Raw genomic sequence first — 14,470 nt, 5'->3', positions numbered from 1 at the left:
GTGTCGGTGGGAGCGCTTACTCTGGATTCCATGGCGTTCGCAAGTGAGCATCCCGTCGTCGCACACTCCGAGTTCCGGCCGGTGGGTGAGATCGAGCGCACCGAGGCCCGTTTCGAGGTCGTCAGCGAGTACGAACCGGCGGGCGATCAGCCCGCCGCCATCGACGAGCTCGAGCGCCGGCTGAAGTCGGGGGAGAAGGACGTCGTCCTGCTCGGTGCCACCGGTACCGGCAAGTCCGCCACCACCGCGTGGCTCATCGAACGCGTCCAGCGACCCACCCTCGTGATGGCGCCCAACAAGACCCTGGCCGCGCAGCTCGCCAACGAGCTGCGAGACATGTTGCCCAACAACGCAGTCGAGTACTTCGTCTCGTACTACGACTACTACCAGCCCGAGGCGTACATCGCGCAGACCGACACCTACATCGAGAAGGACTCGTCGATCAACGACGACGTCGAGCGGCTGCGGCACTCCGCCACCTCGTCGCTGCTGTCCCGCCGCGACGTCGTGGTGGTCGCGTCCGTCTCGTGCATCTACGGTCTCGGTACCCCGCAGTCCTATCTCGACCGGTCCATCCAGCTCGAGGTCGGTGTGGAGGTGCCGCGCGACGCGCTGCTGCGCCTGCTCGTCGACGTCCAGTACGCCCGCAACGACATGGCGTTCACCCGCGGATCGTTCCGCGTCAAGGGCGACACCGTCGACATCATCCCCGCCTACGAGGAACTCGCCGTGCGGATCGAGTTCTTCGGCGACGAGATCGACGCGCTGTACTACCTGCACCCACTCACCGGCGACGTCGTGCGCAAGGTCGACTCCCTGCGCATCTTCCCGGCCACCCACTACGTCGCCGGTCCCGAGCGCATGGAACGCGCCGTCGCGAGTATCGAGGCCGAGCTCGAGGAGCGCCTGGCCGATCTGGAGAACCGCGGCAAGCTGCTCGAGGCGCAGCGTCTGCGCATGCGCACCCAGTACGACATCGAGATGATCCGGCAGGTCGGCTTCTGCTCCGGCATCGAGAACTACTCCCGCCACATCGACGGACGCCCCGCCGGATCCGCGCCCGCGACGCTCATCGACTACTTCCCGGAGGACTTCCTCCTGGTCATCGACGAGTCGCACGTCACCGTGCCGCAGATCGGCGCGATGTACGAGGGCGACATGTCGCGCAAGCGCAACCTCGTCGACTTCGGTTTCCGTCTCCCGTCGGCGGTCGACAACCGGCCACTGACCTGGGAGGAGTTCGCCGCCCGCATCGGGCAGACGGTCTACCTGTCGGCCACCCCCGGCCCGTACGAGCTCGGACAGACCGGCGGCGAGTTCGTCGAGCAGGTCATCCGGCCCACCGGCCTCGTCGACCCGCAGGTCGTCGTCAAGCCCACCAAGGGACAAATCGACGATCTCGTGCACGAGATCCGCGAACGTGCCGAGCGCGACGAACGCGTCCTCGTCACCACCCTCACCAAGAAGATGGCCGAGGACCTCACCGACTACCTGCTCGAACTCGGTATCCGGGTGCGCTATCTGCACTCCGACATCGACACCCTGCGCCGCGTCGAACTGCTGCGACAACTGCGCCTGGGCGAATACGACGTGCTCGTCGGCATCAACCTGCTCCGCGAGGGTCTCGACCTCCCCGAGGTGTCGTTGGTGGCGATCCTCGACGCCGACAAGGAAGGCTTCCTGCGGTCGACGACCTCGCTGATCCAGACCATCGGCCGCGCGGCCCGCAACGTCTCGGGCGAAGTGCACATGTACGCCGACAAGATCACCGACTCGATGGCGCGGGCCATCGAGGAGACCGAACGGCGGCGCGAGAAGCAGATCGCCTACAACACCGAACACGGTCTCGATCCGAAACCGCTGCGCAAGAAGATCGCCGACATCCTCGACCAGGTCTATCAGGAGGCCGAGGACACCGAGGCCGTCGAGGTGGGCGGCTCCGGCCGCAACGCTTCGCGTGGTCGCCGAGCCCAGGGCGAGTCCGGACGGGCCGTCAGCTCCGGTGTCGTGGAAGGTCGCGACACCTCGACGATGCCGCGCGCCGAGCTCGCCGATCTCGTGCAGCAGCTCACCGACCAGATGATGCAGGCCGCCCGCGACCTGCAGTTCGAGCTGGCCGCACGGCTTCGCGACGAGATCTCCGATCTGAAGAAGGAGCTGCGCGGCATGGACGCCGCGGGTCTGAAGTAGTCGCCCGGCCCGATCGGCGCCGGAGATTCGGTAGGGTCCACTCCCATGGATCCCTCTTCCGCCGGGCGTGCTGCCCGCGCACTCGAACTGCTGCACTTGGTCGTCTACTTCGCGCCGGACATCGCGGGCGAACTCGCCGCGCTCGGTGTCGACGGACCGGCTGCGCAGTACTTCGGTGGACGCGCGGCACCCCTGGGTGCCGTCGGCCCCGGGGTCGTGACAGCGACGTTCTGCAGCTTCTCGCCCCGCCTGGTGGCATCGGCCGTCCCGGCAGTGTGGGAGACGGCCGAGCCGGCCACGATCATCGCGGCGCGGTTGCGGGCTTTGGACGCACTCCATCGACGGGTCCTCGGGCAGGACGTACTCGGCTCCGCGGAGATGAACGAGGCGGCGGACCTCGCGGCCACCGCGGCGCGGGCGATTCCCGGCCCGGACGGTCGCCCGCTCTACGCCGCCTACGCCGACCTGCCCTGGCCCGAGGAGGCGCACCTGCGCCTGTGGCACGCCCTGACCCTGCTGCGCGAGTATCGCGGCGACGGTCATATCGCGGCGCTGCAGACGGCAGGGCTTTCGGGGCTCGATGCGCTCGTCACCCATACGGCGACCGGTATCGGGTTCGCGACCGATCCGGCCCGGAAGCTGCGGGGCTGGTCGCGGGACGAGTGGGCGGACGCCGAGAAGGGATTGCGCGGGCGCGGCCTGCTCGACAAGCGCGGCGAGCTCACCGGTGAGGGCTTCGAGGTCCGCGAACTCGTCGAGGATCTCACCGACGACCTGGCGGTCGCGCCGTGGACTGCGCTCGGTGAGGAGGGGGTGGAACGTTTGCTCGACCTCGCGTTGCCGTGGCGCGACGCCTTCGTCGACGCCGAGGTATTCCCTGCCGGCCTGTTCGGCCCGCGTTACGGTGACGCGCGGTAACATCAAACCTGATTGTGGGATGAGACCCAAACGTCCCACCCGGGCCGCCCATCCCGCTACTGTCGACGCAGCGTATGGCGGGGGAGCGTGCGTGTCCTCCGTCGACGACGGCATCGGCGGCCCGCGTCGATGGACCACACACTCGATGGAGGATGAATGAGCGCCTACCGGACCATAGTCGTCGGAACCGATGGTTCCGAATCGTCGTATCGGGCCGTGGAGAAGGCAGCTGCTCTGGCCGGCGACGCAGGCGCCCAACTGGTGATCGCCTGCGCCTACTACCCGGCCGACCCCAAGGACACCGCACAGGCCGCCGACGCGCTGCGCGACGAGGCGTACCAGGTCACCGGCTCGGCACCGACCTACGAGATCCTGCGCACCGCACGGGAGAAGGCAACCGTCGCCGGCGCCCGCAAGATCACCGAGCGGCCCATCGTCGGTGCACCTGTCGAATCGCTCCTCACGCTCGTCGAGGAGGTCGAAGCCGATCTCATCGTCATCGGCAATCGCGGCCTCAACACGCTGACCGGGCGGCTGCTCGGCTCCGTCCCCTCGGACGTCGCCCGCAAGGCCCTGTGCGACGTGCTGGTAGTGCACACGGTCCGCTGACGGATCAGCAGTACTCCTCGCGGGCGGTTTCGAGATAGCGCGCGGCGGCGTCGTCCGCCGACATGCGCGAACCCGAGGCGCCCGCGGCGTAGGCGGCGATCGGCCGGAGCGTGACGAGGACGTCGTGCTCCGGCACGCCCGCGCGCAACTGGTCGCACACCCCTCGCACCACCGCCAGCACCGTGTCGTCCGTGACGTCGGCGACCAGGCCGGACGCCTCCAGTGCCTCCTTCACCCGCAGAAAACGCGCGTCGGGCGGCGTCGACGAGGTAGGGGATACCGACGTCGTGGACGTCGCGGCCTGCGCCTCGTCCTGGGTCGGCGTGACCGATCCGCACGCGGCGGAGACGAAGAACCCGCTCAGCGCCGCGATCGCAGCGCACCCCGCTCGACGTATCCGGTGGTGCGCTGCCCGATAGGCCACGTGTTCGTTCCCTCCGCGGATGATCCGTCCCATCTCCTTGCCCCGAAGGACGGTACCGTCCGGTGGCCGGTCCCGGGGTCCGCTCGGCGGTGTCGGCCGAACCGTGTCGGTTCAGCAGCGTGCCGGTCCGGCGATACCGGCCAGCACCTCCGGCAACGCCTCCGAGTGCACCACCCCGAGACGCTGGGTGGCGCGGGTCAATGCCACGTACAGGTCGTTCATCCCGCGTGAGGAATCGGTGAGAATCTCCGCAGGTTCGACGAGCAGCACCGCGTCGAACTCGAGTCCCTTGACCTCCTTGACGGTCGCGACCGTGACCGACTCGGACGCGAGATGCTCCCACGCACCCACGAGTCGCGCCGGGGCGAGCACGGCAGTCGTACCCGGGCCGGTCTCCGCCTCGAGAGCTGCCTGCACGGTGGCGAGCACCGCGTCCGCCTCGACGTGCTGCGACCACGGCTCGAAACCGGACTCGCGCACCGACTGCGGCGGCACCTGGTCGGGATCGATCTCCGCGAGCACCGCGTGCGCGATCCGCATGATCTCCGCCGGCGTGCGGTAGTTGACCGTCAGTTCGGTCTTCTTCCACCGGTTCGCGACATACGGTTCGAGAATCTGCTGCCACGACTCGGTTCCCGCCGGATCCCCGGTCTGCGCGGTGTCGCCCACCAGGGTCATCCAGCGATTCGGGATGCGGCGCATGATAGTTCGCCACGCCATCGCCGACAACTCCTGCGCCTCGTCGACGATCACATGACCGTACGTCCAGGTGCGATCGCCGGCCGCCCGCTCCGCCGTGGTCTCGTGACGACGGTGGTTCTGCCGTTCGGCGAGCTGGGTGGCGTCGATCAGGTCGTACGCCATGAGCAGCTCGGGATCGAGGTCGTCCTCGAGATCCTGCGGTGCCGAACCGGTGAGGATGTCGAGTGCGCCCTGCGCGTCGGCGATCTGCTTGCGCCAGCGCCGCTTCGCGCGTTCGCGTTCGGCGGCGTCGTCCACCCCGAGCAGTTCGGCGAGCTCGTCGAGCAGTGGAGCGTCGGCGGCGCTGAAGTGTCCCGGTGCATCGGGACGGTGCAGCGCATCGATCTGCTCGTCGGTCAGGGCCGGAGCCGCCGACGCGATCCGGGCGCGGGAGGCCAGCAGATCCGAGAGCACCTGCTGGGGGGACAGTTCCGGCCACAGCGCGTCGATCGCACCGACGATGTCGGGATCCGAACGCATCTCGGACCGGATGTCGTGGATGTCCTCCCGGCTCAACAGGTTCGCGCCACCGAGCGGGTTCGATCCGATGATCCCGGCCAACTGGTCGGCGAGGGCATCGATCACACCGTTCACGAAGATCGGCCGGGCCAGGTTGTGCGGCCGACGGGACGACCGGGCGCGACCCCGCGCACGGGTCACGATCGTGCGGTCGAGGGTGAGCGCGTAGGTGTCGAAACTCAGCTGCACGGGGGATCGGGGCACCTCCTGCCGGTCGCGGACCGCCTTCTCGAGCACCTTCACCATGTCCAGGGAGCCCTTCAGTTCGCCGGCCATCGGATCGTCCTCGATCGTCGGCGTGACCCCCGGATACAGATCCCCGACCGTCGACAGCAGCACGCCGGTCTCACCGAGCGAGGGCAGCACCTGACCGATGTAGTCGAGGAAGCGGCTGTTCGGGCCCACGATCAGCACGCCGCTCTTGGCCAGTTGCTTGCGGTAGGTGTAGAGCAGGTAGGCCGCGCGGTGCAGCGCGACCGCGGTCTTGCCGGTGCCCGGACCACCCTGGACGACGAGCACACTGCGATGCTCGGACCGGATGACCGCGTCCTGCTCGGCCTGGATCGTCGCCACGATGTCGTGCATCTGCCCGGTGCGCGCGGCGTTCAGCGCGGCGAGCAGCGCCGATTCTCCGGCCACGCCACCGGCCGGTGGGGTGTCGGCGTGCTCGAGCGCCGCGTCGAGGTCGAGGTACTCGTCGTGCAGTGCGGTGACGGTGCGGCCGCGGCTGCGGAGGTGGCGGCGCAGCACGACACCGTCGGGCGCGGCAGGGGTCGCGAGGTAGAACGGGCGGGCCTGCGGCGCGCGCCAGTCGAGCAGCAGCGACTCGTAGTCGTTGTCCTCGTCGAGGATGCCGAGGCGGCCGATGTAACGGGCCTCGACGCCGTCCTCCGGGAGGGATCCGGAGGTCTCCGTCCCGTCGTCCCGGACGTCGATGCGGCCGAAGCACAAGCCGTGTTCGGCGGCGTCGTACTTCGCGATGTCCTCGGTGTACATGTGGGTGTACGCCTCGCGTTCGCTGCGCGCCTGTGGGGTGCCTCCGGTCTCGCGCAGCACGCGGGCCAGCCGGGTCTTCGCGTAGGCGCGCAGACCGTCGAGATGCGTGTAGAGCATCGCCACGTAGGCCTGCTCGCGATCGAGCTCCGGATGGGACGCGCCATCAACCGGCACAGGGACTCCTCGGGGATAGACAGGACGAGATCGCTCGCCGCCGCAGGGGTGACGCGTCGACGAAAGTGCCCGAGAAGTCTAGTCGCCGCAGGAGAAAAACGGGCAGAAAGCCTGATCACAGCAGTGCGGGCGTGCGATTCCCTCGCACGCCCGCACCACGGTGCCGTACCGGACTACTTCTTCTTCTCGATGCTCTTCTCGAGCGCCTTCAGGTTCTTCGCGAGCTTCTTCTCCGCCTTCGTGCCCTGCTTGCGCGCGGCCTCGGCACGCAGACGGGCCTTCTCCGCGGCGACGTGAGCCCGAGCGTTCAGGATCGCGGACTGCTCCTCGGCGAGCTTGGCCCATTCCGAGCTGCGATCGACCGTGGTGTCCCACAGCTTCGAGCCACGCTTGCGGGCGACGTCGGCGAGCTCAGGGGTGCGCTCGCGCGCCAGCCCGAGCAGTTCGGTGCCGCGTTCACGGGCGCCCTCGGCGAGTTCGGGGGCGCGCTCACGCGCGACACCGAGGATCTCGGCGCTGCGATCGCGCGCCCGTTCGGTCAGCACCGGGCCGCGGTCGCGGGCGACCTCGAGCAGTCCGCTGCTCCGCTCGCGTGCGGCCTCTGCGAGTTCGGGTGCACGTTCCTTGGCGATCTCGAGGATGTGTCCACCCTGCTCGCCGGCTTCCTCCGTCAGCGTCTTGACCCGCTCGGCGACGGTGTGCAGCGTTTCGGCCGTGTGACCGTCCGAGGAGTGGCCCGGCAGTGCAGCGGCCACCGACTTCTGCGCGGCACGCGCGGCGCGACGGCTCCGCCAGCCCAGCGACGGCTTGCCCTCGGTGTCCACGGCGGCGATGAGCAGACCGCCGATCAGGCTCACGTTCTTGATGAGCTGGGTGCGCTGCTGGGCGCGGGCCTCGGGGTCCTCGACGTTCCAGAAGTCATGGCCCGCGACGGTCGTCGGCACGAGGCTGCCGATCAGCGCGAGAGCGGACAGACGAGGTGCTTTCCCGAGAGCGAACAGGGTCCCGGCGCCGATCTGCACTGCGGCGTTGATCTGGACGAGAGTCTCGGGATTGCTGGGAAGCCGGTCGGTGATCGACGCCGGCAAGGCGTTCACAGCCTGATCGAGCCCGGGCTGCGCGGCACCTGCTTTCGGCTCGGGCTTCCGCAGGGCGTCGATACCCCCGGCGATGAAGATGGACGCGAGCATGGGCCGCGCAATTCTCCGGACGAGCATGTGGTTCCTCCCGTGGTCGGCTGTGTTTCCAAACCCTGACACAGGTACCCCAAGCGTCACGGGAATATGCACGAAGCAGGGCCGAAGGGCACGAAACGATATTTCGGACCGTACGGAAACTCGAAAAACCGGAATTTGGTCGTCGACGAGCGCCCCCGTCATCACCTCGACGGCCGACTCGCCGCGCGGGACGTCGGAATCTCGGGCGGCCGCTCCTCAGTAGTGAGCGGCAGATCCGTGACGGTCTCGAACAGGTGCGGACCCGAAGCGGTGTCGACGCTGCGCTCGATGGTCAGGTGCGCGACGCGTCCTCGCGTCCGCAGGGTGGCGATCTGGTTCCCGAAGCTCGGACCTGCCATCTTCGACCACGAGAACGACGTCTCGGGAACGGCCGTCACCGGACCGAGCAGCAACCGCACGACGCGCTCCGCCTTGCGTCCCCATGCGGCGCGGAAGGCGACCCGGACAGCTGCGGGGACGTGGTTGTGCAGGGGCGAACAAGTCAGTTGGTACACCGTGCCGGCGGTCGGCGTCGCGAATCGGACGCGGGCGGCGTAGGCATGGTGCACGTCGCCCGAAAGGACACAGATTGTCGCGGGCGCGCAGCCGGACGTTTCGGCGCGACGCCCGGCAGCGACATCCAGCAACAAACGGGCGAGTCGCTCGAACGAATCGCGGAAGGCCGCCCAGTGTTCGAGATCGGCGGCGCGCCGGAGCTTCTCGGCCCACCGCGCCCATCGGTCACCGCGCGCACCGGACGCGAGCTTCTCGTCCCACGCCTCGAGGTCGTGCATCGTGCGGGGGAGGAGCCACGGCAGCGACGTGCCGATCAGGAGGTGGTCGTAGTCGCCGTCGGTCTGCTCCTCGATCCAGTCGAATTCCGGATCGGACACCATGTCGCGCCGGTCGGGCGCGAGCACCCGCCCGCACCGCGAATCGATCACCAGCAGACGCACCGGTCCGAAATCGCGGCGATACGACCATCTCACTCCCGGACTGCCGTCGGCTTCCTCGTCGGCGCCGGACGCGAACGCACGCAAGATCGGTTCGGCGTCCCCGGCACAGTTCCGCACCCGGTCGTAGAGCGGGTCCTCGTCCAGCTCCGAGGGAGCGAGGTTACCGAGATGCTGATAGATCCAGTACGACGCCAACGCCCCGACGATGCGTTCCTCCCACCACGCGGAGGCCTCCATCTCCCTGCGCCACGAATAGGAGGTGTTCCAGTCGTCGTGCACGTCGTGATCGTCGAAGATCATCGAGGTCGGCACGTTCGACAACAGCCATCGGACGTTGTCCTCGGACCACGACCGGCTGTACAGCCAGGTGTACTCCTCGAAGTCGCGTACCTGGGCTCCGGGCGGTTCCGACAGATCGTGACGCTCACCGACCCGTCGCTTCATCTCCTCCGACAGCTCGTCGGCGTAGACCTGATCTCCCAGCAGCAACAGCGCGTCGGGCCATTCGTCGACCGGTAGGGAACGCATGCGCTGCGCGTAGGCGACGAGAGCGTCCTTTCCGAGGACGGCTGTCGGTTCCGCGCTCTCCGAGGCCACCCGGCACGACCCGAAGGCGAGCACTAAATCCTCGGGGTCGTCTCCCGCGGTCCTGATCAGCGGCGATGCAACACCGACGGGCGGCCACACGACCCGGCCGTCGAGATCCACCTCGTAGGGCGTCACCGATCCGGGTTCGAGGTCTCGGACGGTGACGAGCGCGTAATGGTGCCCCGCGACGGTCCACGTGTGTTCGGAACTGCCGAGCACATGCACCGTGCACGGCTCGGACGTCTCCACCCAGATCGTGGCGTCCGTATCGCCGATGTGCCTGAGCACCGGCCCCAGTACGAGATCCGCCACAGTGTCAGGCCTCCGTGCTCGTGCGAGCTCGTCCTGATTTCGAGCGTACTCGCGGCAGTGGAGCACAGGAGGATTCCGGCGAACTCCGATCCTCGTTCGGCCTCCGCGCCTCTGCGACGGGGCGCACGCTGGAACGGACGCAGCACAAGCGGCCCGCTCGGGTCGTTGCCGCGTGCTGGAAGGGGCCCGGACATGACCGACGCGGAGAATCCGACCCGCTGGGATCGGCTCGACGACGAAGAGAAACGGCAGGCGAGGGAGAAGGCCGAGGAGATCGACCGCATGTACGAACCGGGAGCGCGGCCGACCACGGTCGTGCCGGGCACGAACGGGATGGTCTCGGGAACGGCCTTCGCGGATATGGCGGGCGAGCGCTCGAGGGACGAGCCCGCCGGAGCGGGCAAGGGCGAAGGGTCGGCCGACAGGGACGGTGCCCCCGACTAGACGTCGTGCGAGCACGCTCGGGTGTCACAGATCCGGCCGTCGCAGGCTAGGCCTCGTACCGAGTGCCGTCCGGCCCGAGGCGGACCGTCACCAGCCCCGCTCGCGCCACTCGCCGAGATGCGGACGTTCGGCTCCGAGGGTCGAGTCCTTGCCGTGTCCGGGGTAGAAGATCGTCTCGTCGTCGAAGCGGTCGAAGATCTTGGACTCGACGTCGCCGAGGAGCGATCGGAAGGCGTCGTCGTTCGAGGTCTTGCCGACGCCGCCGGGGAACAGTGAATCGCCGGTGAAGATGTGCGTACGACCCGTGCCCCGTTCCGTGAGGACCAACGCAACCGACCCCGGAGTGTGTCCTGAGAGGTGGATCACCTCGAGATTCAGCTCACCGATCTGCACGGTGTCGCCCTCGGCCAGGATCCGGTCGGGCGTCACCGGCAGGGGATCGGCGTCGAGTTCGTGTGCGGCGGTAGGCGCACCGGTCTCCGCGGCGACCCGCTCGAGACCCTGCCAGTGATCCCAGTGCTGATGGGTGGTGACGATGAGCTCGAGCTCCGGCGCGTTGTCGCGGAGGAACTGCACGAGACGGTCGGGTTCGTTTGCGGCGTCGATGAAGACGGACTTGCCGGTGGCGTCGTCGGTGACGAGATAGGTGTTGTTGTTCATCTCGCCGACGGCAAGTTTGACGATGCTCGCTCCGGGAATCCTTCGGCGTTGCGCGGGTCCGCCGGGAGTGACGTCGCCGGTGTAGGTGTCTTCGATGATCACGGGCTGCTGCGTCATGCAGCCAAACCTACCTTCGGGTGCGCGCGTGAGCCTGAGGCGCGCGGTTGTTCGTCACGGAAACGTGTCGGTACCCGCGCCTACCATGGCTGAGGGCCGAATTCCGGCCTTGTCTACAGGAAGGATGTGGCGTGGCAGACCGCCTGATCGTGCGTGGAGCCCGGGAACACAACCTGCGTGGTGTCGACCTGGACCTGCCGCGCGACAGTCTGATCGTGTTCACCGGGCTGTCGGGTTCGGGCAAGTCGAGCCTCGCGTTCGACACCATCTTCGCCGAGGGGCAGCGGCGCTACGTCGAGTCGTTGTCGGCCTACGCCCGCCAGTTCCTCGGTCAGATGGACAAGCCGGACGTCGACTTCATCGAGGGCCTGTCGCCTGCGGTGTCGATCGACCAGAAGTCCACCAACCGCAACCCGCGGTCCACCGTGGGCACCATCACCGAGGTCTACGACTACCTGCGTCTGCTGTACGCCCGGGCCGGCACTCCGCACTGCCCGGTCTGTGGCGAGCAGATCTCCCGGCAGACGCCGCAGCAGATCGTCGACCAGGTGCTGGAGATGGAGGCCGGGGCCCGTTTCCAGGTCCTCGCGCCCGTCGTGCGCACCCGGAAGGGCGAGTTCGTCGACCTCTTCGAGCAGCTGACCGTCCAGGGCTACTCCCGCGTGCGTGTCGACGGGGTCGTCCACCCGCTGTCCGATCCGCCGAAGCTGAAGAAACAGGAGAAGCACGACATCGAGGTCGTCGTCGACCGCCTCGCCGTCAAGCCCAGCGCGCAGCAGCGACTCACCGACTCCATCGAGACCGCGCTGCGGCTCGCCGAGGGTGTCGTCGTGCTCGACTTCGTCGATCGTGAGGAGGATGCCCCCGATCGCGAGCGTCGGTTCTCCGAGAACCTGGCGTGCCCGAACGCGCACCCGCTGTCGATCGACGAACTCGAGCCGCGGTCGTTCTCCTTCAACTCGCCCTACGGTGCGTGCCCCGAGTGTGCGGGTCTCGGTGTGCGCAAGGAGGTCGATCCCGATCTCGTCGTGCCCGACCCGGATTTGAGCCTGGCCGACGGCGCGATCGCGCCCTGGTCGATGGGCCAGAGCGCCGAATACTTCGGCCGACTGCTGTCCGGCCTGGCCGACGCCCTCGAATTCGACATCGACACCCCGTGGCGGAAGCTGCCCGTCAAGGTGCGCAAGGCCGTGCTGGAGGGCAGCACCGAGCAGGTGCACGTGCGCTACAAGAACCGCTACGGCCGCGTCCGTTCGTACTACGCCGAGTTCGAGGGCGTCATGCCGTTCCTGCACCGCCGTCTCGAGCAGTCCGAGTCCGAGCAGGCGAAGGAACGTTACGAGGGCTACATGCGGGAGATCCCGTGCCCGGCCTGCGCCGGTGCCCGCCTTCGTCCCGAGATTCTGGCCGTGACGGTCAGCGCGGGCGACTTCGGTGCGATGTCCATCGCCGAGGTGAGCGACCTGTCGATCGCCGAGTGCGCACGCTTCCTCGACGGTCTCGTCCTCGGCGCCCGCGAGGCCGCCATCGCTGGGCAGGTCCTCAAGGAGATCCAGGCCCGGCTCGGCTTCCTGCTCGACGTCGGACTCGACTACCTCACCCTCTCGCGCGCCGCGGGCACCCTCTCCGGTGGTGAGGCACAGCGCATCCGTCTCGCCACGCAGATCGGATCCGGTCTCGTCGGCGTTCTGTACGTGCTCGACGAGCCGTCGATCGGTCTGCATCAGCGCGACAACCGTCGTCTCATCGACACCCTCACGCGACTGCGCGATCTGGGCAACACGCTCATCGTCGTCGAGCACGACGAGGACACCGTCCGTGCCTCCGACTGGGTCGTCGACATCGGACCGCGCGCGGGCGAGCACGGCGGGACGGTCGTCCACAGCGGCACTTACAAGGAGCTGCTCGACAACCCGGAATCGCTCACCGGCGCCTATCTGTCCGGACGCGAGGAGATCGAGATCCCCGCGCTCCGGCGGCCGATCGACAAGGGCCGGCAGGTCACCGTCGTCGGCGCCCGCGAGAACAATCTGCGCGAGATCGACGTGGCGTTCCCACTCGGCGTCCTCACCTGCGTCACTGGTGTCTCCGGCTCCGGGAAGTCGACACTCGTCAACGACATTCTCGCGACGGTGATGGCCAACAAGCTCAACGGCGCGCGGCAGGTTCCCGGACGGCACACCCGCATCAACGGACTCGACCAGCTCGACAAGCTCGTGCAGGTCGACCAGTCGCCGATCGGCCGCACCCCGCGCTCGAACCCCGCGACCTACACGGGTGTATTCGACAAGATCCGCAGCCTGTTCGCCTCCACCACCGAGGCGAAGGTGCGCGGCTACCAGCCGGGTCGGTTCTCGTTCAACGTCAAGGGCGGGCGGTGCGAGGCGTGCTCGGGCGACGGCACGTTGAAGATCGAGATGAACTTCCTGCCCGACGTGTACGTGCCGTGCGAGGTGTGCCACGGCGCCCGCTACAACCGCGAAACGCTCGAGGTGCATTACAAGGGCAAGACCATCGCCGAGGTGCTCGACATGTCGATCGAGGAGGCGGCGGAGTTCTTCCGGCCGGTCACCTCCATCCACCGCTACCTCAACACGCTGGCGGAGGTCGGTCTCGGTTACGTGCGCCTGGGCCAGCCGGCGACGACCCTGTCCGGCGGTGAGGCGCAGCGCGTCAAGCTCGCCGCCGAACTGCAGAAGCGTTCCAACGGGCGCACCGCGTACATCCTCGACGAGCCCACCACGGGCCTGCACTTCGAGGACATCCGCAAGCTGCTCGGGGTCATCAACGGTCTGGTCGACAAGGGCAACACCGTGATCGTCATCGAGCACAACCTCGATGTCATCAAGACCGCCGACTGGATCATCGACATGGGTCCCGAGGGCGGTTCCGGTGGCGGCACGGTGGTCGCGGAGGGCACTCCGGAAGAGGTGGTCACGGTGGAGGAGAGCTACACCGGACGCTTCCTTGCGGAGATCCTCGACGGGCGGATCACTGCACCTGCTTCCGCGCCGGTACGCAAGCGCGCGACGAAGGCGACCAAGGCGACCGCGACCAAGACTGCCGCTACGAAGTCGGCCACGAAGGCGAAGACCGCCAAGAAGAAGGTGGCGGCCGCGAGCTGACGAATCGAGCCGCCCGCCTCGGAAGAGGCGGGCGGCTCGATCTCGTGGCTCGTGAAGCAGCCGGGGAGCGTGAAGTGGGCGGGACTCCGGTTCGGCTCAGTAGACCGGGCCGGTGTACTTCTCGCCCGGGCCCTTGCCGGGCTCGTCGGGCACCGCCGACGCCTCGCGGAAGGCGCGCTGCAGTGCCTGCAGTCCTTCGCGCAGCGGGCCGGCGTGCGGACCGAGATATTCCACCGACGAGGTGATCAGGCCGGCGAGTGCGGTAATCACGCGGCGGGCCTCGTCGAGGTCACGTCGCGCGCTGCTGTCGGGATCCTCGTCGGCGAGACCGAGCTTCTCGGCAGCCGAACTCATGAGCATCACGGCTGCGCGGCTGATCACCTCGACGGCCGGGATGTCGGCGAGTTCGCGCACATCCTCCGCCGCAGCGTCCTGATCGGGGGTTTCGGGAGCATCCGTCATAGCGTCGAGCATAGGGTC

11 protein-coding genes are annotated in these 14,470 nt (G+C 68.2%); 5 read left to right on the top strand and 6 right to left on the bottom strand.

Translation table 11 applies throughout. The features are described from left to right. Positions 1–30: 30 nt before the first annotated feature. The 3 genes from uvrB (at position 31) to BO226_RS09765 (ending at position 3,717) form a co-directional block, all read left to right on the top strand. Entirely contained in the window at positions 31–2,190 is a 2,160-nt protein-coding gene (gene uvrB, locus BO226_RS09775) for an excinuclease ABC subunit UvrB (RefSeq protein WP_016692792.1), read from the top strand. 45 nt (positions 2,191–2,235) lie between these two features. After that, positions 2,236–3,108: an SCO6745 family protein gene (locus tag BO226_RS09770; protein ID WP_039584007.1), complete on the top strand. Its 873-nt coding sequence runs from the start codon at positions 2,236–2,238 to the stop codon at positions 3,106–3,108. Positions 3,109–3,264: 156 nt separating this feature from the next. After that, positions 3,265–3,717, top strand: a complete 453-nt coding sequence (locus tag BO226_RS09765; RefSeq protein WP_006553987.1) for a universal stress protein — start codon at positions 3,265–3,267, stop codon at positions 3,715–3,717. Positions 3,718–3,721: 4 nt separating this feature from the next. Here BO226_RS09765 and BO226_RS26645 read toward each other — a convergent pair whose 3' ends face one another. The 4 genes from BO226_RS26645 to BO226_RS09745 form a co-directional block, all read right to left on the bottom strand. Next, positions 3,722–4,141, bottom strand: coding sequence for a DUF732 domain-containing protein (locus tag BO226_RS26645; RefSeq protein ID WP_037216868.1), 420 nt, complete (start codon positions 4,139–4,141; stop codon positions 3,722–3,724). Positions 4,142–4,252: 111 nt separating this feature from the next. Continuing rightward, positions 4,253–6,571 (bottom strand): HelD family protein, encoded by a 2,319-nt coding sequence (locus BO226_RS09755; protein ID WP_071935109.1) that lies wholly within the window; start codon positions 6,569–6,571, stop codon positions 4,253–4,255. A 173-nt stretch (positions 6,572–6,744) separates the two neighbouring features. Further along, entirely contained in the window at positions 6,745–7,788 is a 1,044-nt protein-coding gene (locus BO226_RS09750; RefSeq protein WP_024101156.1) for a DoxX family protein, read from the bottom strand. 161 nt (positions 7,789–7,949) lie between these two features. Beyond that, entirely contained in the window at positions 7,950–9,644 is a 1,695-nt protein-coding gene (locus tag BO226_RS09745; protein WP_071935108.1) for an alkaline phosphatase D family protein, read from the bottom strand. A 192-nt stretch (positions 9,645–9,836) separates the two neighbouring features. Between BO226_RS09745 and BO226_RS09740 the strand changes: the two genes are divergently transcribed. Next, positions 9,837–10,088 carry a hypothetical protein gene (locus BO226_RS09740; protein WP_024101154.1) on the top strand — a complete coding sequence of 84 codons (252 nt, stop codon included), beginning with the start codon at positions 9,837–9,839 and terminating at the stop codon, positions 10,086–10,088. Positions 10,089–10,175: 87 nt separating this feature from the next. Here BO226_RS09740 and BO226_RS09735 read toward each other — a convergent pair whose 3' ends face one another. Continuing rightward, the gene (locus BO226_RS09735; RefSeq protein WP_071935107.1) at positions 10,176–10,865 is read right to left on the bottom strand and encodes an MBL fold metallo-hydrolase; all 690 of its coding nucleotides are present in this window, start codon (positions 10,863–10,865) and stop codon (positions 10,176–10,178) included. 131 nt (positions 10,866–10,996) lie between these two features. Between BO226_RS09735 and uvrA the strand changes: the two genes are divergently transcribed. Then, positions 10,997–13,990: an excinuclease ABC subunit UvrA gene (gene uvrA, locus BO226_RS09730; protein WP_006553981.1), complete on the top strand. Its 2,994-nt coding sequence runs from the start codon at positions 10,997–10,999 to the stop codon at positions 13,988–13,990. Between the two features lie 96 nt (positions 13,991–14,086). On the opposite strand, the gene BO226_RS09725 is transcribed toward uvrA, so the two are convergent. Next, positions 14,087–14,452, bottom strand: a complete 366-nt coding sequence (locus BO226_RS09725; protein ID WP_016692782.1) for a DUF1844 domain-containing protein — start codon at positions 14,450–14,452, stop codon at positions 14,087–14,089. Positions 14,453–14,470 lie beyond the last annotated feature (18 nt).

The sequence above is a fragment of the Rhodococcus sp. 2G genome (genome assembly GCF_001886355.1).
In the GTDB taxonomy this organism is placed as follows: domain Bacteria; phylum Actinomycetota; class Actinomycetes; order Mycobacteriales; family Mycobacteriaceae; genus Rhodococcus; species Rhodococcus pyridinivorans.
Note: the sequence above shows the minus strand (reverse complement) of the source record. Positions and strands in the feature narration are given on the sequence as shown.